The following is a 25,238-nucleotide window of genomic DNA, read 5'->3' as shown; positions in this document are numbered from 1 at the left end:
AGTTATTAGCGGAGGATACCTCGGGATATGACTATTTTCTGAATTTCGGATGTGCCCTCGTAAATCTGTGTGATTTTAGCGTCCCTCATCAGTCGTTCTACATGGTACTCTCTCACATATCCATAGCCACCGTGAATTTGGACTGCCTCAATACTTACGTCCATTGCTACCTGAGAGGCGTATAATTTTGCCATAGCAGAAGCGTGAGAGTAATCTTCCCCCTGATCTTTCAGCCATGCCGCTTTATAAACCAAAAGTCGAGCTGCTTCGATGGTTGTAGCCATATCAGCAAGCTTAAACTGTATAGCCTGATGCTGACTGATTGGCTTACCAAAGGTTTTGCGTTCTTTGGAGTAGGCCACTGCAAACTCATAAGCACCTGCGGCTATACCTAGAGCTTGCGCTGCAATACCTATACGGCCACCGTTTAAGGTCTCCATGGCGTATTTGAAACCGAAGCCTTCCTCACCAATTCGATTTTCGACTGGTACTTTCACATCGGTAAACATGAGTGAAGTAGTATCAGAAGCCCTGATTCCAAGTTTATCTTCTTTATGGCCTTGGGAAAAACCTTCCCATCCTTTTTCTACTATAAAAACTGAGATTCCCTTGTGCCCTTTGCTATGATCTGTTTGGGCAAAAACTAAATAGGTATCAGCTTTTGATCCATTGGTTATCCAGTTTTTGGTACCATTCAATACGTAATGATCCCCTTCTAAATATGCCTCCGTTTTCTGCGAAGTGGCATCTGAACCTGCTTCTGGCTCTGAAAGCGCAAAAGCACCCAGCTTCTGACCTGATGCCAGAGGCTTAAGATATTTCTCTTTCTGGGCTTCGGAAGCGTATTTTTCCATTCCCCAGCATACCAAGGAATTATTAACAGACATGACTACAGATGCTGAAGCATCAATCTTAGATAGTTCCTCCATCGCAATGACGTAAGAAACAGTATCCATTCCACCACCGCTGTATTTTGGATCGACCATCATTCCCATGAAGCCGAGTTCACCCATTTTTTTGATTTCTTCCACTGGAAATCTGCACTCAATATCTCGTTCTATTACTCCTGGAAGCAAGTCATTTTTAGCAAAATCTCTCGCTGCTTCTTGCACGGCGCGATGCTCCTCTGTCAATTCAAAATGCATAAATATTTCTCTTTTATCTCTTTGGGTTTAGCTATCTGCTTTGAATATATAGCAAAAAAAAAAGAGGGGCAATGTTTGCCCCTCAACCAATATTTTATTTGATCTGTATCAATCCCGATTACCAAAGAAAACGAAAATGTAATAGGCTAAAGTTGCCATGGAAGCCAAAGCTGCCACCACATAGGTCATTGCAGCCCATTTAAGTGCATCTTTAGACATGGTATATTCATCTGGGGTTACGATATTTCTCGTCTTGACCCAAGCTAAAGCCCTATTACTTGCATCGAACTCTACCGGCAAAGTAACAATGGTAAAAAGAGTCATAATGCTATATGCACCTACTACTATAAAACCAACCCATTCGTAAGGTAGTCCTAAGGCAAATCCGCCAAACAATGAAGCAATCAAGACAATGTTCAGAATCTTCCCAGCACTGTTTTGGAGTGGGACAAGTGTGGATCTTAGGTTGAGCCAAGTGTAAGATGTGGCATGCTGAACGGCGTGCCCACACTCGTGTGCTGCAACTGCTGCAGCGGCTGCATTTCTCCCATAATACACATCTGGGCTCAAGTTTACTGTTTTGTTTGCAGGATTATAGTGATCTGTCAATTGACCCTCTACTGCATGAACTTGGACATCAGAGATGTTATGGTCAGCAAGCATGAGCTTGGCAATCTCTGCCCCTGATAAGTTGGCCTTCAGGGCAACTTGTGAATACTGAGCAAATTTACTTTTGAGTTTTCTACTTACCACAAATCCGGCAATGGCGAAAACGACTACGATTAAGATAAGTATCATAAGATATAATGTTAGCAGAGTTGAATACGTGTTATACTTCTTCAGGTTTAATCCAAGAGGGTAATTTCATCATAATTAACCAACTTATAAGACCAGCACCTAATACAAGGAGAACTTGGGTTCCGTGAATAATGGCAGCAAATATTTTTCCATCTACTTCCGATATTCCCAACTGTATCAAAATGAAGGCCACCAGTGCATGAAAGGTACCAATACCACCCTGAACCGGCGCTACCATGCCAATACTGCCCATAACCATGACTAAGAGAATTTCTCCAGAAGACAAATTGGCAGTACTTGGAATCCCAAAAGCAATGGTGTACATAGTTAAAAAATAAATCACCCAGAGTGAAATTGAACTGATCCAAAATCCTGCCGGGTTGGCCAGAGTGCCTATTTGCTTGAGGCCTGAAAGGATCTCTCTGAAAAAATGTTGCAGTTTATTGATTAATCCATGATCACGAAATCTCTTGAGAATATAAAAAACCAGAAGCAAAAGAATTGCTAACCCTCCGATGACAATGGGAAGATTTGAAAGTAGCTGTTCACCCAAAGAATCAATCGATATAAGCTGATTGGCAAGGTTTAAAAATAACTCTCGTTCGACCATAAATGCTAACAAAATTACCGAGACAAGGCATAGCAAATCAACACTACGCTCTACTATAACGGTACCTATTAAATAGCCAATTGAGATTCCGTTTGTACGGGTGAGTACTCCACAGCGGGCGACTTCACCAGCTCGAGGTATTAGCATATTTACCAAATATCCAACCATTAAAGCATGGTAAGCGCGAGTTACTGTAACTTTCTGTCCTTCTTCAGTATCTATCAGCAAGGTCCAGCGCCAGCTTCTGACGAAATACCCGAGTATTGAAATCAAAATGGAAAATACAATCCAAGACCAATTGCTCGACTTAACTTGGTCAATTAATGAGTCTAGCGCGATGTCTTTGTATAAAAACCAAAAAATCCAGATCGCAATTCCTAATGAAATTACTACCTGGATAAATTGCTTGATGTATTTTTGACCCATCAGATGAGTTTATTTTGCTCGTCTGGGAAAATCAATACCGGCTTAAATTTCTTGGCTTCTTCTATTTCCATTCCTGCATAAGAAATGATAATAACAATATCTCCCACCTGGGCTTTTCGTGCAGCGGGACCATTAAGACATACTTGTCCTGAGCCCCTTTCCCCAGTGATGACATAAGTCTCCAATCGCTCGCCATTGTTAACGTTTACGATTTGGACTTTCTCATTTTCGATAAGATTCGCTGCATCCATCAGATCCTCATCGATAGTGATTGAACCTACATAGTGGAGCTCCGCCTGGGTAATCTTCACCCGGTGAATTTTGGATTTCAGTACCTGAATTTGCATTGGTTTAATTTTGCCGCAAAATTAAGGAATTATTGGAAGGTTGTCGATTAATCTGATTTTTCCGAGATATGCTGCCACACAAATAGATGATTTTTGACTCGCGTCAAAATCTTTATAGGTAGCAAAGCGTTCAGGGTGAATCAGTTCGAAGTATTCCAGCCTAGCCAATGGCATTTCCTCAAAATCACGTTTGATTTGATTCTGCACCTCAAACCAAGGCATACCTTCTAAAAGTTCCTTCTTAGCTTTAGTCAAACTGTTAAATAAAATCAGAGCTTGATTTCTTTCTTCTAGGTTGAGTCGTACATTTCTCGAAGACATCGCTAGACCATCAACTTCTCTTCTTGTAGGTACTATTTCTAGCTTGATATTTATTGACAAGTCATTGACTAACCGCTTGATGATTGCTGTTTGCTGAAGATCTTTTTGTCCAAAAAAAGCTTGATTAGGTTTGATGATATTAAAAAGTTTGGAAACAACTATACCGACCCCATTGAAATGGCCGGGGCGATAAGCTCCTTCTAAAACCGTTTCTAGTTCGCCGAAATTAATGCTTAGTTCAGGCTTTTCAGGATAAATTGTTTCTGTTTTTGGCAGGAAAACAAAGTCCACATTTTCTTTCCTAAGTTTATCCAAATCTTCGTTTATAGTAGTTGGATAGTTGTCATAATCTTCCTGATTATTAAACTGTGTAGGGTTTACAAAGATGGAAACGACTACAATATCCGTTTCTGACTTGGCTTTTCTTACTAAGTCAAGATGGCCCTCATGAAGTGCGCCCATCGTTGGTACCAAGCCTATCGTTTTATCGCTTTTAAGGGAATTAAGCCAGTATTTTTGCCAATCGGCGCCAGCATAGACTATGTGCACTGGAAGAGGGTTTAGTATGGGTAAATAGGGGCAAATGTATATTATTATTCAACAAAACAAGGCTATTAAGGCTTTTTTTATTATCTTTGCGCAGTTGTTTTTTCACCTTCAACATTAAAATCCAATAAACATGTCCAAATTACGTATCCTCTACGTTGCCAGTGAAATCAACCCTTTTCTCCAAACATCAGAAGTCGCCAATTTCTTAAGATCCCTTCCGCAAGCTATGCAAGAGCGTGGAATGGAAATCAGAATTTTGGTGCCAAGATTCGGTCTGATCAACGAGCGAAAGAATAGGCTACACGAGGTAGTGAGATTGTCAGGAATCAATATTGCGGTAGGAGAAGAGGAAAAACCTTTGGTAATAAAAGTAGCTTCCATTCCTAATGCGAAACTGCAAGTTTACTTTATTGATAACGAAGATTATTTCCAGCGTAAGCATGTTTTTCATGACAAGCAGCAAAAGTTCTATGAGGACAATGACGAGCGCGCGATTTTCTTCTGTAAAGGCGTAATCGAAACTGTGAAAAAATTGGGTTGGGCTCCGGATATCGTTCATTGTAACGACTGGATGACCAGCTTGATCCCGATGTATTTGAAGACCACATACAAGAGCGAGCCTTTATTTAAAGACACGAAGTCTGTATTTGCGATCTACAACAACGGATTTTCTCATACCTTTGGCGATGATTTGTTAAACAAGGTTAAGATGGTGGATATAGATGACGCTATTTTAGCACCTTTGAAAAGCAAAGACTTTACAGGATTTATCAAGATGGGCATGGAGTATGCAGACTTGGTAGTCAAAGGCGGTGAAGTTTCCGCAGAATTAAACCAACTAATCGAGGATTTCTCAAAAGACAAGAAGTTTGACATCAGCATTGAAGCAGAATCAGAAGCACAGGCTCACGAAGAGCTATTCGATATTTACACGAATCTCGCCGGTTAAGCTGGCCTTTGGGGCAATTGCGTCCCTTTTCCTTATCAGTTCTTGTAGTGACCCTGCCACAGTAGGCATTGAGCTAGCTCCCGGAAACAACCAAATTGGCGTTGTTTTCGAGGAGTTTGAACTACCTGCGCAGGTAGTTTTACTGGATTCCTTTAATACCACTAATCAATCAGTACTGGTTGTGGGAGAGGAGGAAGACGATTTCTTTGGTAAAACATCCGGCACTGGGTACTCTAGAATGTACATTAACTCGTCAGCAACAAGACCTGATATAGATGCCATTCTGGACTCTATTTTCTTTTCTCTCAACATCTTAACTATAGATGGAGCTGATCTGGATGAACCCAAGTATTTCTCCATTCATAAGCTAACAGAGCCAATATTGGATACGCTGTATTACAATTTTGATGAACTTTCTTATGAGGCAAGCCCATTTTCTTCTGGTGAAATCGTATTTGGAGAGGCGACTGATTCCCTTGCCTCTTTTCAGGTAGAAGAACCTTTTGCAGAGGAAATTTTCAGCAAAATGAAAACTGGTGTTGAATTCAATGATCTCTTCAGTTTCCGTGATTATTTCCCAGGAATAGCCTTAAAAGCTAGAGAAGGTGACAACGCGTCGATAGGAGTGGGTGTTGGAAGTTCTACTGGATTGAAGATTTACTACCATTACGAAGGAGATACCACTTCTACACTTTATAACATCACCACAGCCTCCTCAAGAAGCTTCAACGGGGTGAAAAGTGATCGAAGCGGAACACCAACTTCCATAGTTACTGAAACAAAGACGGCTTACGACGTTGGCCCTTTGGTTGGTATAAAATCAAATCTTGGAATGGTCATCAAATTGGACACCAGTCCTTTTGATGCGTTTTTGGATACTCTTTCGGGAGTAACCTTTAACCAAGTACTACTTGAACTTGGAGAGATTGAGCCAAGAGCTGAAACTGAACTGGTGCCTGCAAATATTTCAATATATTTCACTGATTCAAGTAATGAAATATTAACAACTAGTACAGGAACACCCTTAACCGTACAGGCAGATGGGTATCCTCAGGTTATCGTAGGTGAAAATGGAGATGAGACTCCAAATACTAGTTATCCAGCTGCATTACTATATGATTCTGAAGCCAGAGATTATAGTGAATTAATTACTTCACACGTAAACGCGCTATTTAGAGGCAACCTCACAAGAAAAGATTGGTTACTTTATAATTCTGATTCAAAAAAGTCCCTCAGCCAGCTAATTGTTAACAACAATAAAATAAAGGTAAAAGTAATCTACTCAAGATCCAGATAGTATCTCCGATTTTGAATAATAACTCCTAATCCACTTCCTAATTTTTAGAAAGTGGATTATTTTTTTTGGCACGAAAGGTGTTTCTTTGTCAAAGTTCAAATAAACAAGAAGAATTTTTATTTATGTGTGGAATTGTAGCATACGTAGGACAGCAAGAAGCTTTGCCTATTATTATCAAAGGACTTAAAAGATTAGAATACCGAGGCTATGATAGCTCTGGTGTTGCACTATTAGATGATGAGGGCCTTAATGTCTATAAGAAGAAGGGCAAAGTATCTCAATTAGAAAAGCTTCTTGATAGCTCATCTGATCTGGTATCCAAGATTGGAATCGGGCACACACGATGGGCTACTCATGGTGAACCTAATGATGTAAATGCTCACCCACACTGCGCGTCTTCACAAAAAATTGCAATGATTCATAATGGAATCATTGAAAACTATGAGGTTTTGAAAAAAGACTTATCCAAAAAAGGATACACTTTTCAATCCGATACTGATACTGAAGTCTTCATCAAATTTATTGAAGACATACAATTAAATAATCATTGTAGCCTGGAGGAGGCGCTTAGGCTTGCGCTTCATAAGGTAGTAGGTGCATATGCGATTGTACTGATCAATCAGGATGAACCTGATACACTTATTGCAGCGAGAAAAGGTTCTCCATTGGTAATTGGAGTTGGTGAGGATGAATATTTCTTAGCTTCAGATGCCACACCAATTGTAGAATACACGAACAAGGTGATTTACTTGGATGATTATGAAATCGCAGTAATCCGTAATAATAGACTTCTCATAAAAAATATAGAGAATGTAGAGACCAATCCTTACATCAATAAACTGGAAATGGAACTGGAAGCCATCGAAAAGGGTGGATACGAGCATTTCATGATGAAGGAAATTTATGAGCAACCTAAATCAATTGCAGATTGCTTAAGAGGTCGTTTAGATGCAAAATCAGGTCGTTTAGTGCTTGGAGGATTGCGGGATTATATGAACAAATTCCAAAACGCTGAGCGGATTATCATCACTGCCTGCGGTACTTCTTGGCATGCCGGATTAGTAGCAGAATATTTATTTGAGGAATTTGCCCGAGTACCTGTAGAAGTAGAATACGCTTCTGAATTCAGGTATAGAAATCCAGTTATAGGAGAGAAGGACTTTGTCATTGCTATCTCTCAATCTGGGGAGACAGCGGATACGTTGGCAGCCATTGAGCTAGCCAAATCAAAAGGAGCCACAATATTTGGAGTTTGTAATGTTGTTGGCTCATCCATTCCTAGAGCTACTCACGCAGGATGTTATACTCACGCCGGACCTGAGATTGGTGTGGCTTCCACCAAAGCTTTTACCGCCCAGATTTCTATTTTAGCTATGATGGCGCTCAAACTTGGCTATCAAAGAGGCACGTTAACTGAGAGCAAGTACATTCAGCTTCTTTATGAACTTGAGGCAATTCCAGGAAAAGTCGAGCAGGCATTGAAATCAAATGATGCGATTAAATACATCGCTGAGGAGTACAAGGATGTGAGGAATGCACTTTATCTAGGTAGAGGATATAATTTCCCAGTGGCATTAGAAGGTGCACTGAAGTTAAAAGAGATTTCTTATATCCATGCGGAGGGATATCCAGCTGCAGAAATGAAGCACGGACCGATTGCATTGATTGATGAGGAAATGCCAGTTTTCTTCATTGCTACGAAAGACAGTTCATATGAAAAAGTAGTTAGCAACATACAGGAAGTGAAAGCTAGAAAGGGAAAAGTGATCGCTGTAGTAACCGAAGGTGATACTCAAGTGAAAGCCATTGCAGATCACGTGATCGAAATCCCTATAACGCATGAGGCTTTTGCTCCTCTAGTGGCTGTGGTTCCTCTTCAGTTACTTTCTTACCACATCGCTGTGATGCGAGGTTGTAACGTAGATCAGCCTAGGAATTTAGCAAAATCAGTTACTGTAGAATAACATAAAAGGCTGTCCAATCGGACAGCCTTCTTTAATTACATGCACCTAATGTCCAAGAAGTAACACCTGCCATATCAGCAGCACAAGCATTCCCATAGGTTTTTCCATCACATCCACAAACTGGAACATATTCCAAAGTGCAAGGACCCTCCCTAATTTTGTCTTTGTCAATGCAGCGTTTAATAGGCTCTTCCTTTTCACAAGCCATGGTAAAAAGGGAAATTATGAAAATGAGTAAAACTGAAACCTGTTTCATAGCTCTGAGACGATTTGGTAGTATAAAACGCTACTCCTTTTCAAATTTATTACTTAGGATGTATATTCTGCCTCCGGATAAATTTGCCTACTTTTGCGCAGCGAAAAAAATACTATGCTAGACAAATTACAATCAATCAAAGAACGTTTCGAAGAAGTAGGTCAATTGATCATTCTGCCTGAGTCTATGGCCGATATGAGCAAATACGCCAAACTGACCAAAGAATACAAAGACTTAGAAAAAATTGTAAATGTCTACAATGAGTACAGCTTAGTCCTGCAAAATATTGCCAGTTCAAAAGAACTTTTGGATAAGGAAAAAGATCCCGATTTCAGAGAAATGGCCAAGGCAGAGCTAGACGAATTACGACCAAAGAAAGAAGAGCTTGAGAATGAGTTGAAGCAACTTTTGATTCCTAAGGATCCCAATGATGCGAAAGATTGTATTCTGGAAATCAGAGGGGGAGCTGGAGGGGATGAAGCATCAATATTCGCAGGAGACTTATTCCGTATGTACGAGCGCTTCTGCGAAATGCAGAACTTAAAGCTAACTGTTCTGGATTTGACCTTTGGCTCTGCTGGAGGATATAAAGAAATCATCGCAACCATCTCAGGTGGAGATGATGTGTATGGCCGGATGAAATACGAATCTGGGGTGCATAGAGTACAACGCGTACCGGCTACGGAATCCCAAGGGCGAGTTCATACTTCCGCAGCATCGGTGGCAGTTTTGCCGGAAATGGATGAAGTGGAAGTTAATATTGACATGAATGATGTCCGCAAGGATACTTACTGTTCTTCTGGACCAGGTGGACAATCCGTAAACACAACTTATTCGGCAGTGCGGTTAACCCACGAACCATCAGGATTGATTGTTACTTGTCAGGATGAAAAGTCACAGATTAAGAACTTTGAGAAAGCGCTGAAAGTATTGAGGTCCCGCCTCTATGAAATTGAGCTTGCAAAACACAATGATGCTGTAGGAGCACAGCGTAAATCAATGGTTGGTTCTGGGGATAGATCAGACAAGATCAGAACTTACAATTATCCTCAATCAAGAGTAACTGACCACAGAATCAATAAAACTGTGTACAACCTCCCCGAGGTCATGGATGGGCATATTGAGGATTTTATATCCGCTCTGAGATTTGCAGAAAATCTAGACAGAATGAATACCAGCGGATTAGAAGATTAGGCTTAAGAATTGTATAAATTACCTTTGAATTTTATTGATTCTGCGATTAGCCTATTATCTTGAAGAATTAACCATCAGACTTTTATGATTATCACCGGAGAAAGAGAAATAAGATTAGTGACCTGGAATGAGGCTCATTTTCACCAACTCTATCCTTTGGCCAATAATCCCAAGATTGCAATGAATCTGAAGGATAGTTACCCGCAGCCTTATACGATTCACGATGCTCGTCACTGGATAGAGCACAATCAGAAATATAATCCCCCACAAAATTTTGCTGTGGAGTTTGAAGGAAGGCTAGCTGGAGCTATAGGATCAGATAGAGGGAAAGATGAGCTCCGCACCAACATGGAATTAGGATTCTGGATAGGTGAGCCTTTTTGGGGAAAGGGAATTGCTACCGAAGCTGTGAAACTTTACACTAAGTACATTTTTGAGAAGTTTGACATCGAGCGAATTTTTGCGCAAGTGTATGATTTCAATGGTCAATCCATGAATGTTTTGGAGAAAGCTGGATATTTTCCTGAGGCTATTCTAAAAAAAGCCTTTGTGAAAAATTCCAACGTAGGTGATATTTTCCAATACGTAAACATTCGAGGAGAGCAATAGTCACCTAGCTCCTTTTCGATTAGTTCACCACCACTTTCCTAACTACCATGCTAGAGGCAGTAAATAGCTGAATTAGATTTATCCCTCTCGGTAAGTTTTCTACTGTAATTTCTTTGGTACCATTTTCTATTTCAGTGGATTGGATGATTTGACCAAACCCATTAATTACTTGGAGACTCTGATAATTTCCAGCTCCCAATTGCACTTTAACTGTTCCTGAAGATGGGTTAGGATAAATAGTAATACTCAAATCTTCCTTTTCTGGCAAGGCAGTAATCACGTTAACATTTACATTTAAGATTCTGGCTACTCCATCATTACATTCATTTTCAGGAGTCACGCTAAGCTGAAAATCTCCTTCCTTTTCCCAAAGAACAGTGACTTTTTCGGTTCCCTGCCCTTGCAGAATTGAACCTCCTCCATTTGAAATACTCCATTTGAAATTTACAGATTCCTGAATTGGAACAGAGTATTCTGCTTGCCACAGACCTGTTTGTATCTCTCCTTGTATTTCTCCAGGTTGATCAGGTGGCATATTTACTGCAATAGGCTTTTCTATCGGTTCAGCCTTTCCACATTGATTTTCCTGGATCAAGGTAATTCGTTGACTTCCGGATGTGCTCCATTTTACCTGAATTTCAGATGTACCTTGACCTTGAGTGATTTCTCCGCCGCTAATCTCCCAGGTATAAGTTACACCCGATTGATTTGGAACAGAGTAAAGCTCGACATCTTCCATACAGACAGAGCCGTTTCCAGTTATTTGAATAGTTGAAGTTGGGCTTGCAGACACAATGACTTCTAGCGAAGATGTACTTCCATTTCCACAGAAATTTTGCATGCTCACAAACACAGCGTTTCTTCCGGGTGTATTCCACAATACCTCTACCTCAGTAGTTCCTTGCCCTGAAATAATTTCTCCTCCATCTACACGCCAGACGAGTTGGGCACCGGGAATTGCAGCATCTGTTATAGCATATTGCCCTATGGTTTGGCAGAGTTGCCCCTCTCCAATAATCTCCGAAAGATCGGTAGGTGGAATACATTCATACCTCAAGATTGTTCCATCATCTCCCACGGCAAATGCTACAGTTGGAGTACCGACACTAATGCCAGTAAGGTTTCTAGCTGTTCCCGTTGGAATTTGTACCCAAGATTCTCCCCCGTCTTTTGTCTGAAGAATCAAACCATTTTCTGCTGATATAAATCCCAGGTATTCATCCCAAAAGTCAACCGAAGTAAAATTTTCTGTAAAGGGAACAGTAATCTTTCTCCATGTTTTTGCCATATCCTCAGATTTGAGAATAACGCCAGCATCGCCAACTATTATGGCCGAGGAAGAATCCAATTTAGAAAGTGCATTCAAATTTTCCGAAGTCAACTTTGGTAGGTTTTCCCAGGTATTTCCCCCATTTGTCCAGCTGATCTGCCCATTATCACCCATGGCAAATCCCACCTGAAAATCAAAGTAGGTAATGTCCCGTAAATTTTCTGTGGTATTTGTTTGAATTCCTGCCGCATCCCAAGTCCCACCGGAGTCAAATGATCTGGCGATGTAGCCATTGGTGCCAGTGACATATAATACAGATGGTGCGAAAAGGTAAAATCCAGTTATGGTTTCTGCAGTTTGAGCAGGCACGGGCACCCAGCTAGATCCGCTGTTTGATGTCCTGAACATTTTACCTGAGTTAGACCCAACATAGCCAAAAGAGTTATTCCAGTAATCTAATCCAACGAGATCAACTAAATCGGGAATTGGTCTGGAAACAACAGTAGTTGCACCATTTGACGTAATATAAACCGCCCCTTGCTGCCCGATAATGTGTCCAATTCGATCTGTTTTAAAATCAGTTCCTGTGAAGTCATTTCGGATTCCTGCTAGTCTTTGGCTATAGCTGCTTCCCGCGTTCGTTGAGGAAATCAAATATCCATCTTGTCCAACAGCCTCTACAAGATTACTAGCTGGCTTAAACTCCAAACCCTTGAGGTTTCTCGTGTTGGTCGCTCCTAGATTAGCTTTTCCAAATGTAGCTCCAGAATTGGTAGATCTTAGCGCAGTAGCCGAGTCACCAACAATTGTAAGGATGCGAATGTCCAGCGGGCTTATCGCTACTTTCTTTAAATCAGTAGTCACAGGGGAAGTTTGTGGCAGCCAAGTATCACCACCATCTATAGTTTTTAGGATAGTCCCAGCTTCGCCTACCGCATAGCCAATGAGTGGGGTTGAAAAAACTATTCCATTTAAGCTTAACGATTGTCCCGAATTCAAAGAAGTCCATTGATTTCCTCCATCGTAACTTCTCAAAATCCTTCCCTGCCCGCCGGCAATAAAAGCAGTATCAGGGTTTATAAAAGTTATATCGTTCAGGCTTTGGTTGGTGCCAGAAGATTTCTGTGTCCAGGTATTTCCTTTATCTACTGAAAATAGGATCTCACCTGCATCAGAGACAGCTAAGATTTTGTCCTCGGAGGATATTTCTAGATTTTTTAAGGTCTGCGTAGAACCCGATGGAAGTATATCCCAAGTATTACCAGCGTCTTGCGTTCTTAAAATTAAGCCATTCTCGCCTACTGCTACTCCGATGTTTTCATCCCAAAAAGCCACGTCAAACAGCTTCCCGTCATAACTTACCGGAAGCTCATTCCAAGTAGCTCCTCCATCAGTAGTCTTTATGATGAGATTTTCTCCTACACTGAAGCCCACATTTTGATCCACCCAAGTGATGGCTTCTAGGTCAAGGCCCCAGCTTTGCATTCTAGCCCAAGTTTGGGAAAAAAGCTGAGTGCTTAGCATCATACCAATTAAAAACAGACCTGTGATTTTTTGCATGTGTTAAATTGAATAAAACAAAAATAAGTTATTTCATGCTAATAATTTTTTCGAAGACCATATGGAATATCTCTTGAGAAATAATCATCCCAGAGGTAAATTTTAAAATTTAAATCATGTGCGATTTCAAATCTTCTCAAAGTGATCTACTGTTCTTGGACGATTTTCATTGGTAAGAATAGCAGTGCTTAAATAAAAAGCCGACAATGATTAGTAAATTTATCTTTCCTACACTATTCAATCTAATGAAGAATCTAACATATACTATATTTTCTATAGCTCTTCTTTTTTCATGCGGACCGCGAGAGCGTATTTCTAAGGAGGTATTTGACAAAGTGAATAATTCTATGGAAGCAAAAAAGCTTTCAGAAGCCCAGATTACCCAAGAAGCAATGGTTTGGGGAGACTCCATTAGCACTGCAGCGCAGCAGCAATTCATGTCCAGCCTGCATAAAGCTGTTGAAGAAAATGGGTTTGCTGGTGCAATTAGTTTTTGCAATGGAAATGCAGCACCGATTGCGAGCGAGCTAAGTAAGAAATATGGTGTGGAAATCAGGCGAACTTCTTTCCGTGCCAGAAATCCAGCTAACCGACCAACAGCAGATGAATCACCAATCCTAGATGCTTATCAATATAATGTAGAAAACAGTATAGAAAATGAGCCTAATATTCAAAAGATTGAAGGCGGGGATATTCTACTTTATACTAAGGCAATTGTTATTTCTTCGGAATTTTGTTTGGCATGCCATGGTGATGTGAAGAAGGATATAAAAGCAGACCTTCTAAACAAGATAGATTCTCTCTATCCGAATGATTTGGCAAGAGGTTTCAGACTTGGAAATTTGAGAGGAATGTGGTCTTTAAAAATTCCAAAAAAAGCTGTAGTCAATAGATTGTAGATTCCATATGTAGCAATCGATTGAATGATAAGCCAGGGGCATTTTTAGGAGTTCTGTAATTCTTTATTCTTTCGTGCTTTATAAGAATTATTCAATTTTTCATTGAATAGCACAATACTGAACTGTTAAGCTTGTAGTTGTAAGCTACTTCTATCAATATTCAGTCAATTTTTAGCAAAAATCAGTTTGGTTTTGAATAAGCATATTGAGACCTTGGACTGTTAAATTTTATTAAATTAATTATAAACCCCTATGCCAATGAGAAACTTTACTCATTTAAAGCTATTTAGTCTGACACTAATTTTCTGTCTAGGACTTCTTAGCACTGCATTCGCACAGACCCGGGAGGTGTCTGGTGTGCTTATTTCGGGAGAGGATAATCTGCCTCTACCTGGTGCCTCTGTACTCGTCAAAGGCACGACAAATGGTACCGTCACTGACATTGACGGTAAATTTACACTTAATGTATCTGGACCATCAGATATACTGGTGGTGTCCTTTATAGGTTTCACGCCTATGGAAGTACCTGTTGGTTCTCAATCTACCTTTAACCTAACTCTTCAGCCTGACACGAAGTCACTCGAAGAGGTAATTGTGGTAGGATATGGTGAGCAGAAAAAAGAGACGATTACAGGTTCGGTAGCTACCGTGAAAGGTAAGGAACTGACCAAGTCTCCTGCCATGAACCTATCTAACTCTATCGCAGGTCGTATGGCTGGTGTGGTAGCCGTAAACAGAAGCGGTGAGCCGGGTTATGATGGATCAGGTATTAGAATTCGTGGTTCCAATACCTTGGGTAACAACAATGCCTTGGTAGTAATTGATGGTATTCCAGCCAGAGCTGGTGGTTTGGAGCGATTAAATCCAAATGACATCGAGAGTATCTCCGTATTGAAGGATGCATCAGCAGCGATCTACGGATCAAGAGCAGCGAACGGTGTAATTCTAGTAACAACAAAGAGAGGTACTACAGGCGCTCCTGAATTGACTTTCCAAGTGAATCAGGGTTTTGCTCAGCCAGCATTACTTCCTGGCCTATTAAATGCAGCTGAGTATGCAAATGCGCTGAATGAAATAAATATCTACGAGCTCCCAACCAATGAATGGGCTGCTGCTAACCAAGCTTATAAGCAGAATGGAGAGTACACTAGACCAAATGGTCAGGTAAGAACTGCTCCTTACTCTCCTGAGGAAATTGAGCTGTATAGAAATGGGACTGATCCTTGGAATTACCCAGATACAGATTGGTATGGTGAAACGCTTAAAAACTGGTCACCTCAAAGCAGATACAACTTACAATTAGTAGGCGGTAGTGAAAATGTGAAGTACTTAACTTCCTTAGGCTACCAGAATCAGGATGCATACTATAAAGATGCAGCAACTGGTTATAAGCAATATGACTTCCGTATCAACTTGGATGCAAATATCAATAAGTATATGAAAGTAGGCCTGGGTATCCTTGCCAGAGAGGAATTTAGATTCTTCCCTACTGTAGGGGCTGGAGCGATCTTCCGTATGCAAATGAGAGGTAAGCCAAACCAGCCAGCTTATTGGCCAAATGGAAAACCAGGTCCAGATATTGAAAATGGTCAAAATCCAGTGGTGATTACTACAAATGCAACTGGCTATGATAATGATAAGCGTGACTATATCCAGACTACAGGTACGTTGGAAATCAAAATTCCAGGTGTAGAAGGCTTAAAATTCACTGGAACTGCAGCTATAGATAAGTATATCCGTACAACTAAAAGATGGCAAACACCATGGACCCTTTATCAAAAAGGAAATGGTTTTGAAGCAGATGGCGTTACTCCAATATTGGTTCCAAGTAAGAGAGGTCCAGCTGAGCCAAACCTAAATGAGTCAAATTCAAATCAATTGAATATCCTTTTGGGAGGCGTGCTTAACTACGATAAGACATTTAATGACGTACATACATTCAATGTCGTAGCAGGTGTGAACCGAGAGACTATTGAAGGAAATAATTTCAGTGCATACAGAAGGTTCTTTATCTCCACGGCGATTGATCAACTTTTTGCTGGTGGCGATCTTCAAAAAGATAACAGTGGTGGGGCATTCAATAGAGCTCGTCTGAACTACTTTGGTAGAGTTGCCTACAATTACAAAGAAAAATATCTAGCAGAATTCCTTTGGAGATATGATGGTTCGTACATCTTCCCTGAAGAGACTAGATTTGGATTCTTCCCTGGCCTAATGCTTGGTTGGGTAGTTTCTGAAGAAAGCTTCTGGAAAAATTCTCTTGGAAAATCTTTTGACTTCTTCAAAGTCAGAGGTTCTTGGGGTCAGCTAGGTAACGATCAGATTGGTGAATATCAATTCTTGTCAACCTATGGATTTAGCTCATACATTGTAGGTGGAGCTGAAACGAAAACTCTATTCGAAACAAGAGTTCCTAACCAAGCTATTACTTGGGAGGTAGCCAATAACTCTAACTTAGGTTTTGAAGGTCAATTCCTTCAGGGTAAAATATTCTTCGAGTTTGATTTGTTCTACAACAAGCGTACGAATATCCTTTGGCAGAGAAATGCGTCCGTACCTCAAACGACTGGTCTTTCATTGCCTGCTGAGAACATCGGAGAAGTGGAAAACAAGGGATTTGACTTGAACCTTGGTATTAGAGGCGGAAAAGGTGAATTCCAATATACAGCTAGCATTAACGGTGGCTATGCTAAGAATGCAATTTTGTTCTGGGATGAATCACCAGGAGCACCTGAGTGGCAACAATCTACTGGCAGACCAATGGGTACACCGTTAGTTTATAAATACGATGGAGTATTCCCAGATCAGCAATCCATTGATGCAGAGACACTTGATTATTCTGCAATTACCAATACGCTTCGTCCAGGTGATATGAGATACGTGGATTACGATGGTGATGGTAAAATTACCCCTGATGATAGAGTTCGTTTGGACAATAATACTATCCCTCTATTCCAAGGTGGTATTAATTTAGGAGCAAATTGGAAGGGATTTGATTTAGCTATTCTATTCCAAGGCTCTTTGGGAGCAAGACAATATATCAGTGCTGGTGAGTCTGGAAACATTGGTAACTACCTTTCTGATATCTATGATGGAAGATGGACTATCGACAATCCTAGTAGCACAGAGCCAAGACTTGCCAACAGAAATGACCAGTATTGGTCTGGAGGTAATGATTATTGGTTTAGACCATCTGATTACATCAGATTGAAAAACGTAGAGATTGGCTATAATATTCCTGCTACTCTTACCGAGAAAATAGGAATCAAAAATGCTCGTTTATATGTAAATGGTTTGAACCTGATCACCTGGAGTAAGACCAAAGTGTATGATCCAGAGTCTGATGCATCTACGGGACAGTATTATCCTCAAGCTAGAGTAATCAATACAGGTCTTTCTGTTTCATTTTAAATAACCCAAAATAATGAAAAGAAATATTAAACAACTAGTAATTCTGTTTGCAGCCAGCTTAACAATTGCCAGCTGTAACAGTGATTTTCTAAATACTGAGCCGCTTGGAGAGATTTCCCAGTCGGCGGTTTGGACTGACCCTGCTTTGGCAGAGGCATTTGTAGTAGGAATCTACCAGGGATTTGGAAATGGTGGATTTGACGAGCAGAGACTTGCTTCGCTAACGGATGAAGCAATCTTTACACACCCAGGACGAGGTATCACTACCATCACAGAAGCAAGAGTAAACTCTGCAGATTTAGGATGGGTAAACAATACCTATAGCTGGGGCAACATGTATAGCTACATTCGGAGAGCAAATATTGCAATCGAAAACCTATCGGATCCCCAGTTTCCTAACGATGGTGGTATAGTAGATAAGCTTCTTGGTGAAGCAAAATTCATGAGAGCTTATTACTATCATCAACTAGCTAGATACTATGGTGGTGTTCCAATCGTAGATAGACCATATGGTCTTGGTGAAGAGTCTTATGATATTGCTAGAGGCACTTGGCAAGAGACTATTAGCTTTATCGAAAAAGATCTAACGGATGCAGCTGCCTTATTACAAGGAAAGCCTAGAGTTAATGGTAGAGCTTCTCAACTTGCAGCATTGGCATTGAAGTCTAGAGTGTTATTGTATGCAGCAAGTGATCTACATGATGGCCCTACTGCAGCAGCTAATTCTTCTCTATTGGCTTCCTATCCAAATCTTGATCTTGTTGCATACCCTAGTGGCAATAGAACTGAAAGATGGCAGAAAGCACAGAATGCGGCGAAAGCTGTATTGGATATGGCCAGCGGAAATAATTTGGGATTCACAGAGCCGGTATCACATGAAGAAGGTATCCAGAATTATATCAACAATGCCATGGCAAGAAATGGTGGCGAAAATGAAATAATTCTCGGTAGATATTTTATCAACATGAAACTAGAGAATGGTGGACGTCAAGGTCTATTCAATGGTCCTAATGGCTATAACAACTGGGCTGGAAACAGTCCTGTACAATTGCTTGTGGATGATTATGAGATGATGGATGGTACAAAGTTTGACTGGTCAAATCCTGCTCATGCTTCTGCGCCTTATGAGAACAGAGATGCCAGATTCTATGCTTCTATCCTTTATGATGGAGCACAGTGGAAGCCAAGATCTTCTGCAAATCAATCAAGAGATCCTTTGGGACAAATCCAAACCGGTACTTATGAAGTGACTGATGGCTCAGGAGCTAAGGTTACCCACTTTGGATTGGATACCAGAAACAGTCCTATTGAGGATTGGAATGGTAGCTATACTGGCTATTATACCAGAAAATTTATTGATGCAGACCCTGCAATTGTGGATCAGAATACCTGGCAAGAAGTTCCATGGCCTATTTTAAGATACACTGAAGCAGTGTTGAACTATGTAGAGGCCTCTCTAGAACTTGGTCAGGAAGATGAAGCTAGAATGTGGTTGAATAGAATCAGATTCCGTGTAGGCCAACCTGCAATAACAGAGTCTGGTGATGCTTTGATGGATCGCTACATCAATGAGCGTAGAATCGAGATGTCTTATGAAGAGCAGAGATACCATGATACTCGTCGTTGGATGATTGCAGAAGAGACTCTGGGTCGAAAAGCGAATATTATCAATATTACTGGTACGCTTAAGCCTGGACAGACGCTAACAACTTACAGATATGATCCAGCTGTTTCTAATTACGTTTACAAAGTTCTCCCTATTGACCCTGGAAAGGAAAATAGAACTTGGCTAGACAAAATGTATTTCGTTCCAATTCACAGAGACGAGATAAACAGGAATGGTGCTCTTATCCAGAACCCTGGAATAGAATAAAGTAAGTATTCTTATAAATTTGATCTAAGCCATTCCATTTGGGGTGGCTTAGATTATTTTAGATTATGACTAAAAGAAATCTCATAACAGCTTTGGTTCTGAGTATATTGTTGGTGTCTTGCACTGAAACAGAACAGGCTAACCAAGCTGAAAATCCATCTATTACCAATTCTCCTCCTCTCTTTAATCTATTGACTCCAGAACAAACCGGGGTTACTTTTTCCAATAGAATAGAAGAGAACCTAAACCTCAATGTCCTCATGTACGAATACCTCTACAATGGTGGTGGCGTAGCAGTGGGTGATTTAAATGGTGATGGATTAGATGACATTTATTTTTCTGCCAATGTAAGTGGCAATCAGCTCTACCTAAATCAGGGAGAAATGAAATTTAAAGAAACAGCTCAAGCTTCAGGAGCTACAGGTAGATCCGGCCCCTGGAAGACAGGAGTTGTATTCGTGGATATCAACGGCGACAATAAACTAGACATTTATCAGTGCTACTCAGGTAATCTTCCTACTGAGAAGCGAACAAACGAACTTTTCGTCAATCAAGGTAATGACGAAAATGGAATTCCACTTTTTAAACAAATGGCAGAGGAATATGGGATAGCTTCAAATGCACCCAGCACATCGGCTAGTTTCTTCGACTATGATCTAGATGGAGATCTTGACCTTTTCCTACTAAACCATAACACCAAATCCATCCAAAATCAGGATGTGAATCTCACCAAGGTATTACTTAAAGAAAAGCACGAAGCGGGGCCGCAGCTATTTGAAAATAATAATGGAAAATTCAGTGAAGTAACCCTTGAGGTAGGTATTTCCAGCTCAAGTCTCTCCTATGGCCTAGGAATTGCCATTTCAGATATCAATCAAGATGGCTGGCCGGATATCTACATTGGAAATGATTACTCCATGCCGGATTACCTGTATATCAATCAGCAGGATGGGACCTTCAAAGATGAAATCTTAAAACGATTGGGGCACACTTCTCATTTTTCCATGGGAAATGATATAGCCGATTTCAACAATGACGGTCTACAAGATATTTTTACCTTGGATATGCTACCAGAAGGGAATGAAAGACAAAAGCTTCTTCTTGCACCGGATAATTTTGAATTGTTTGAACTGAATGTAAACAAAGGCTTCCACCACCAATACATGAGAAATATGCTTCATGTTAACTCCGGTGACGGCACATTTCAAGAAATTGGGCAGCTGGCTGGGGTGTCCAATACAGATTGGAGTTGGTCATCTCTCTTTGCTGATTTTGATAATGACGGCTGGAAAGATCTATTCATAACCAACGGCTACCTGAGAGACTACAACAACCAGGACTTTTTGAAGTACATGGACAATTACGTGCGAACTTCAGGAGGCAAGCTAAAACGAGAGGACTTGCTGAACATGGTCAAGACCATGCCATCGTCCAATCTGACAAATTATATTTTTCAAAATACAGGCGAGCTCACCTTCCAAAATCAAACGAATTCTTGGGGAATTAATCATGCTGCAAACAGTAGCGGAGCGGCTTACAGTGATTTGGACAATGATGGAGACCTAGATCTTATCGTCAACAATATTAATTCACCTGCTTTTATTTTTGAAAATCAGGCCAGTCAATTAAAAGAAGCGAATTATATACAGTTGAAACTTTCAGGATCAGAGAGCAATTCTTCCGCACTAGGAGCTAAAGTTGAGATTTACACAGGAGAGAATATTCAGGTACTAGAGCAGAACCCATACCGAGGATATCAGTCTTCAATTTCTACGAGCCTTCATTTTGGACTAGGGACAATTACCGAGATAGACTCCATCCAGGTGATCTGGCCTGGTGGAAAAAAGACAATGCAGTACAAGGTTAGTGTAAATCAAACATTGGAATTAAGCGCAAGTGATGCAGTTTCTGCTCCTTCGGTCAGACCAAAAGCGTTAGAAACCTACCTTACAGAAAAAGTAGAATTGAAGACCGAAGTAGGAAGGGAATTCAATGATTACAAAAGACAACCACTGTTAATCAACCCTGTTTCTGGAAATGGAAAGGCCATGGTTTTCGCCGACTTTACAGGTGACGGAAGAGAAGACCTTTTTGTCGGAACTGCTTCCAATGCGACAGCTTCACTATATGTACAGAGTTCCAGTGGATCATTTGCCAAACAGAATACAACTGCATTTGCATCTGCTTCTAAAGCCGAGGATACAGACGCAATAGCATTTGACGCCAATGGTGATGGTAGTTTAGACTTATTTGTTGCCAGCGGAGGCGTTTATGATTTTAATCTAGGAGACGAAGCATTGCGTGATCGACTTTACTTAAATGATGGGAAGGGCAATTTCACGTTAGCTTCGGAGGCTATCCCAAATGAATCTTTCCCAACGGGGACGGTTCAAGTTGCTGACCTCAATTTTGACGGAATTCCTGACTTATTCGTGGGGGCTAGAATTAATCCAGGACAGTTTCCTACCTCGCTGGGAGGAAGAGTATGGATAAATGACGGCAAGGGAAACTTCAGCGATCAGACTAAGCAGCTCGCGCCTACATTTATCAATTTGGGTATGTTAACTGATTCTGGCCTAGCAGACTTAGATCAGGATGGTAAGCCTGAGTTAATTGTCCTGGGAGACGCCATGCCAATACAGGTCTTTTCCTTCCAAGAAAACCAATGGAAAGAAACAACATTAAGCTACTTCGAAAAGCATGAGTTTGGATTCTGGAATAATCTGACCCTTGCTGATTGGGATAGTAATGGAATGGTAGAAATATTGGCGGGTAATCTAGGAACCAACTCTCAAATCAAAGCTAGCAGTTCAGAACCTGCTGAGATTTTATACAAGGATTTTGATGGAAATGGCTCTATAGATGCATTTCTGGGGTACTACGTTCAGGGAGAAAGATACCCAGCGGCGAGCCGTGACGAAATCCTTGGCCAGGTACTTTTTCTTAAAAAGAGATATTTGGATTTCAAGTCATTTGCCAATGTGAAAATGAGCGAGCTCTTCACTGCTGAAGAACGAAGAAACTCTAATTCGATCTTTATCAATCGATTAGAAACAAGCTACTTTGTCAAAAATGAAGCAGGAAAATTTGTTGCGGAAGAATTACCCATTCAAGCTCAATTCTCACCTGTTTATGCCTCAGAAGCTGTTGATGTAAATGGTGATGGTCACCTAGATATGATTCTTGGAGGAAATATCGGCTATGGTAAATTATACTTCGGTAAATATGATGCGAGCCAAGGTCTAGTTTTACTAGGCAATGGAAAAGGGCAATTTACCAAGATAGATAAATCTAAAAGTGGACTAGATTTAAGAGGTAACATAAGGAGAATAATAGCAGACAAAGACCTGATAATGATATATTTGGATGAATCTAAAGTCAGTATTTATTCCCTCCATCCATCAAAAACAAATTAAATTAGAACCCCTTTACTATTATATTTAACGCTAAAGATTTTTTCTTTAAACATGTTTAAAACAAACCCAAAACCCCTTGTGATTTGTGCATTGATGCTTACGAGCTTTGATGTCAATAATGCCAATTTTGAATCCTACACCCAGAAAATTCCTGGTACTGAAGTGACTTTCCAGATGACTCCAATACCTGAAGGAACCTTCATGATGGGCTCAGAAAGTTCTGCGGATGAACAGCCAGTGCATGAAGTAAAGATCGCCCCTTTCTGGATGGGAACTCATGAAGTAACTTGGGATGCCTTTGAGCTTTTCCTAGATAAAAATTACGAGTTGGCAATTTCTGAAGGTCCAATCGGTGAAGTGGTCGATGGGTTGACTAGACCAAGCATGCCCTACCTGGATATGACTTTTGGTATGGGAAAGGAAGGAAAACCCGCAATCGGAATGACTCAATATGGAGCAATCCAATTTTGCCACTGGCTGTATTTGAAAACTGGTATTTTCTACAGACTGCCTACAGAAGCAGAATGGGAATACGCTGCAAAAGCTGGATCAAAAACCAGGTTCTTTTATGGGGATGACCCTGCAATGCTAAGTGAATATGCATGGACAAGAGAGAATTCCGACGAAACTACCCATCCCATTGGCAAGAAAAAGCCGAATCCTTGGGGTCTATATGATATATATGGAAATGTTTTGGAATGGACCTCAGATCAATACGATCCTGAGTTTTACGCTAATTCATCAAAAGAAAACCCCATTAATCCATCGACCGAACTCTATCCTAGGGTAGTACGCGGTGGAAGCTACGATACAGAAGCTTCTGAATTGAGTTCCTCCAAACGATTTGTTAGTTCTGCCGATTGGAAACGAATAGATCCTCAAATTCCTAAAAGCCAGTGGTGGTTTCCAGAAGCCCCATTTTTAGGGTTAAGACTAGTTAGGCCACTTTCGCCGCCCAGCCCAGAAGAAATTATGGCTTATTACCAAGCCGCTCCGATTACCGATTATTAAACCTTAAATAACTCTATACTTATGAAAATTGACAACACTAGAAGAGACTTCATCAAAACATCCGCCTTGGTTACAGGTGGGTTGATGACAGCTCCTTTCGTACTTCCAGGAGCCTATGCTGCTCCGGTGAATGAATTGAAAGTTGCTTTGATTGGCTGCGGTGGACGTGGTACAGGCGCTACTTTTCAAGCTTTAGCCACTGGACACAACATCAAAGTAGTCGCTATGGCAGATGCCTTCAGAGATCGCTTGGATAATGCATATAAAGCACTGAGTGAAAAATATGCGGACAAACTTGCCGTAACTGAAGAAACGAAATTCGTCGGTTTTGACGCATATAAGAATGCGATGGCTCTCGCAGATGTAGTGATTCTTGCAACACCTCCAGGATTCCGCCCGATGCATTTCGAAGAGGCTGTGAAGCAGGGCAAGCAAATCTTCATGGAGAAGCCTGTTGCTGTTGATGCTGTCGGTATCAGAAAAGTATTAAAGGCTGCTGAAGAAGCAAAAGCCAAGAAATTAAACGTAGTGGTAGGTCTTCAGAGACACTATCAGGCAAATTACATAGAGACTATTAAACGTATCCATAACGGTGACATTGGTGATATCATCAACGGCCAAGTCTATTGGAATGACGGTGGTGTATGGGTGCGAGAGCGTCAGCCAGGTCAAACTGAAATGGAATACCAAATGAGAAACTGGTACTATTTCAACTGGCTTTGCGGAGACCATATCAATGAGCAGCATGTGCACAACATCGATGTAGCAAACTGGGTGAAGCAAGGCCCACCCGTCAAAGCTGAAGGTACCGGCGGAAGACTAATTCGTACTGGTAAGGAAAACGGCGAAATTTTTGATCACCACGTATTGACATATACTTATGCAGATGGATCAGTGATTCACAGTGAGTGTCGTCACTTCCCTGGGGCTCAAAACCGTGTAGATGAAAGCTTCCAAGGCACAAAAGGGACAGCTTACCTAAGTGCAGGAAACTACGGTATATTGAAAGATTGGAAAGGCAATATGCTATATGAGCATGATCGCAAAAATCAGCCTAACCCATACCAAGTTGAGCATGACCAACTGTGGGCAGCTTTATTCGCCGGCGAATACAAATTTGCTGATGCACAAAACGCTGCGAATAGTACCATGACAGCTATTATGGGTAGATACGCAACTTATTCTGGCAAGCCACTAACATTTGATGAAGCATTGAATGGACAAGTGGATTTGATGCCAGAAACATTAGCATGGGATGCGATGCCTAAGGTATTGCCTGGCCCAGATATGTATTATCCTCATGCGATTCCTGGTAAAACGAAAGTGGTTTAAT

At 40.8% G+C, this 25,238-nt stretch carries 18 protein-coding genes; 11 read left to right on the top strand and 7 right to left on the bottom strand.

Features of this window, described 5'->3' with window-relative positions; translation table 11 throughout:
- Positions 1-5: 5 nt before the first annotated feature.
- The 5 genes from LV83_RS01550 to panC form a co-directional block, all read right to left on the bottom strand.
- Positions 6-1,145 carry an acyl-CoA dehydrogenase gene (locus LV83_RS01550; protein WP_111609755.1) on the bottom strand — a complete coding sequence of 380 codons (1,140 nt, stop codon included), beginning with the start codon at positions 1,143-1,145 and terminating at the stop codon, positions 6-8.
- Positions 1,146-1,253: 108 nt separating this feature from the next.
- Positions 1,254-1,943 carry a zinc metallopeptidase gene (locus LV83_RS01545; RefSeq protein ID WP_111609754.1) on the bottom strand — a complete coding sequence of 230 codons (690 nt, stop codon included), beginning with the start codon at positions 1,941-1,943 and terminating at the stop codon, positions 1,254-1,256.
- Positions 1,944-1,974: 31 nt separating this feature from the next.
- Positions 1,975-2,979, bottom strand: a complete 1,005-nt coding sequence (locus LV83_RS01540) for a lysylphosphatidylglycerol synthase transmembrane domain-containing protein (protein WP_111609753.1) — start codon at positions 2,977-2,979, stop codon at positions 1,975-1,977.
- Entirely contained in the window at positions 2,979-3,326 is a 348-nt protein-coding gene (panD, locus tag LV83_RS01535; RefSeq protein WP_111609752.1) for an aspartate 1-decarboxylase, read from the bottom strand. Before panD ends, LV83_RS01540 begins: the two co-directional genes overlap by 1 nt.
- A gap of 21 nt (positions 3,327-3,347) precedes the next feature.
- Complete coding sequence (panC, locus tag LV83_RS01530; protein WP_111609751.1) at positions 3,348-4,196, bottom strand: pantoate--beta-alanine ligase; 849 nt, start codon at positions 4,194-4,196, stop codon at positions 3,348-3,350.
- Between the two features lie 130 nt (positions 4,197-4,326).
- Here panC and LV83_RS01525 point away from each other — a divergent pair, with 130 nt between their 5' ends.
- The 3 genes from LV83_RS01525 to glmS all read left to right on the top strand — a co-directional run bounded on the left by LV83_RS01525 (position 4,327) and on the right by glmS (position 8,406).
- On the top strand, positions 4,327-5,145 hold the full coding sequence (locus tag LV83_RS01525; protein ID WP_111609750.1) for a glycogen/starch synthase: 819 nt from the start codon (positions 4,327-4,329) through the stop codon (positions 5,143-5,145).
- Positions 5,066-6,442, top strand: coding sequence for a DUF4270 family protein (locus LV83_RS01520; protein ID WP_158530483.1), 1,377 nt, complete (start codon positions 5,066-5,068; stop codon positions 6,440-6,442). Before LV83_RS01525 ends, LV83_RS01520 begins: the two co-directional genes overlap by 80 nt.
- Before the next feature lie 122 nt (positions 6,443-6,564).
- Complete coding sequence (gene glmS, locus LV83_RS01515) at positions 6,565-8,406, top strand: glutamine--fructose-6-phosphate transaminase (isomerizing) (protein ID WP_111609748.1); 1,842 nt, start codon at positions 6,565-6,567, stop codon at positions 8,404-8,406.
- Positions 8,407-8,437: 31 nt separating this feature from the next.
- On the opposite strand, the gene LV83_RS01510 is transcribed toward glmS, so the two are convergent.
- Positions 8,438-8,662 carry a Kazal-type serine protease inhibitor family protein gene (locus LV83_RS01510; RefSeq protein ID WP_111609747.1) on the bottom strand — a complete coding sequence of 75 codons (225 nt, stop codon included), beginning with the start codon at positions 8,660-8,662 and terminating at the stop codon, positions 8,438-8,440.
- Positions 8,663-8,776: 114 nt separating this feature from the next.
- Here LV83_RS01510 and prfA point away from each other — a divergent pair, with 114 nt between their 5' ends.
- Positions 8,777-9,856 (top strand): peptide chain release factor 1, encoded by a 1,080-nt coding sequence (gene prfA, locus LV83_RS01505; RefSeq protein ID WP_111609746.1) that lies wholly within the window; start codon positions 8,777-8,779, stop codon positions 9,854-9,856.
- An 84-nt stretch (positions 9,857-9,940) separates the two neighbouring features.
- Positions 9,941-10,465, top strand: a complete 525-nt coding sequence (locus LV83_RS01500) for a GNAT family N-acetyltransferase (RefSeq protein ID WP_111609745.1) — start codon at positions 9,941-9,943, stop codon at positions 10,463-10,465.
- Between the two features lie 19 nt (positions 10,466-10,484).
- Here LV83_RS01500 and LV83_RS01495 read toward each other — a convergent pair whose 3' ends face one another.
- Positions 10,485-13,295, bottom strand: coding sequence for a YCF48-related protein (locus LV83_RS01495; RefSeq protein ID WP_111609744.1), 2,811 nt, complete (start codon positions 13,293-13,295; stop codon positions 10,485-10,487).
- Between the two features lie 245 nt (positions 13,296-13,540).
- On the opposite strand from LV83_RS01495, the gene LV83_RS01490 reads away from it, so the two are divergent.
- The 6 genes from LV83_RS01490 to LV83_RS01465 all read left to right on the top strand — a co-directional run bounded on the left by LV83_RS01490 (position 13,541) and on the right by LV83_RS01465 (position 25,237).
- Positions 13,541-14,194: a Tll0287-like domain-containing protein gene (locus tag LV83_RS01490; protein ID WP_111609743.1), complete on the top strand. Its 654-nt coding sequence runs from the start codon at positions 13,541-13,543 to the stop codon at positions 14,192-14,194.
- Between the two features lie 258 nt (positions 14,195-14,452).
- On the top strand, positions 14,453-17,605 hold the full coding sequence (locus LV83_RS01485) for a SusC/RagA family TonB-linked outer membrane protein (protein WP_111610100.1): 3,153 nt from the start codon (positions 14,453-14,455) through the stop codon (positions 17,603-17,605).
- Between the two features lie 13 nt (positions 17,606-17,618).
- Positions 17,619-19,478, top strand: a complete 1,860-nt coding sequence (locus tag LV83_RS01480; RefSeq protein WP_111609742.1) for a RagB/SusD family nutrient uptake outer membrane protein — start codon at positions 17,619-17,621, stop codon at positions 19,476-19,478.
- A gap of 65 nt (positions 19,479-19,543) precedes the next feature.
- Positions 19,544-22,894, top strand: a complete 3,351-nt coding sequence (locus LV83_RS01475; RefSeq protein ID WP_245946967.1) for a VCBS repeat-containing protein — start codon at positions 19,544-19,546, stop codon at positions 22,892-22,894.
- Positions 22,895-22,945: 51 nt separating this feature from the next.
- Positions 22,946-23,905, top strand: a complete 960-nt coding sequence (locus LV83_RS01470; RefSeq protein WP_111609741.1) for a formylglycine-generating enzyme family protein — start codon at positions 22,946-22,948, stop codon at positions 23,903-23,905.
- Positions 23,906-23,926: 21 nt separating this feature from the next.
- Complete coding sequence (locus LV83_RS01465) at positions 23,927-25,237, top strand: Gfo/Idh/MocA family protein (protein ID WP_111609740.1); 1,311 nt, start codon at positions 23,927-23,929, stop codon at positions 25,235-25,237.
- The last annotated feature ends 1 nt before the right edge of the window (position 25,238 follow it).

The organism is Algoriphagus yeomjeoni (genome assembly GCF_003259505.1).
GTDB lineage: Bacteria > Bacteroidota > Bacteroidia > Cytophagales > Cyclobacteriaceae > Algoriphagus > Algoriphagus yeomjeoni.
Note: the sequence above shows the minus strand (reverse complement) of the source record. Positions and strands in the feature narration are given on the sequence as shown.

Coding starts and splice junctions, on each gene's coding strand:
- LV83_RS01475 (WP_245946967.1), top strand. CDS start 19,544: ATGACTAAAAGAAATCTCATAACAGCTTTGGTTCTGAGTATATTGTTG.
- LV83_RS01510 (WP_111609747.1), bottom strand. CDS start 8,662: ATGAAACAGGTTTCAGTTTTACTCATTTTCATAATTTCCCTTTTTACC.
- glmS (WP_111609748.1), top strand. CDS start 6,565: ATGTGTGGAATTGTAGCATACGTAGGACAGCAAGAAGCTTTGCCTATT.
- LV83_RS01470 (WP_111609741.1), top strand. CDS start 22,946: ATGTTTAAAACAAACCCAAAACCCCTTGTGATTTGTGCATTGATGCTT.
- LV83_RS01550 (WP_111609755.1), bottom strand. CDS start 1,145: ATGCATTTTGAATTGACAGAGGAGCATCGCGCCGTGCAAGAAGCAGCG.
- LV83_RS01545 (WP_111609754.1), bottom strand. CDS start 1,943: ATGATACTTATCTTAATCGTAGTCGTTTTCGCCATTGCCGGATTTGTG.
- LV83_RS01490 (WP_111609743.1), top strand. CDS start 13,541: ATGAAGAATCTAACATATACTATATTTTCTATAGCTCTTCTTTTTTCA.
- LV83_RS01485 (WP_111610100.1), top strand. CDS start 14,453: ATGAGAAACTTTACTCATTTAAAGCTATTTAGTCTGACACTAATTTTC.
- LV83_RS01465 (WP_111609740.1), top strand. CDS start 23,927: ATGAAAATTGACAACACTAGAAGAGACTTCATCAAAACATCCGCCTTG.
- panD (WP_111609752.1), bottom strand. CDS start 3,326: ATGCAAATTCAGGTACTGAAATCCAAAATTCACCGGGTGAAGATTACC.
- LV83_RS01540 (WP_111609753.1), bottom strand. CDS start 2,979: ATGGGTCAAAAATACATCAAGCAATTTATCCAGGTAGTAATTTCATTA.
- LV83_RS01480 (WP_111609742.1), top strand. CDS start 17,619: ATGAAAAGAAATATTAAACAACTAGTAATTCTGTTTGCAGCCAGCTTA.
- LV83_RS01500 (WP_111609745.1), top strand. CDS start 9,941: ATGATTATCACCGGAGAAAGAGAAATAAGATTAGTGACCTGGAATGAG.
- LV83_RS01525 (WP_111609750.1), top strand. CDS start 4,327: ATGTCCAAATTACGTATCCTCTACGTTGCCAGTGAAATCAACCCTTTT.
- LV83_RS01495 (WP_111609744.1), bottom strand. CDS start 13,295: ATGCAAAAAATCACAGGTCTGTTTTTAATTGGTATGATGCTAAGCACT.
- prfA (WP_111609746.1), top strand. CDS start 8,777: ATGCTAGACAAATTACAATCAATCAAAGAACGTTTCGAAGAAGTAGGT.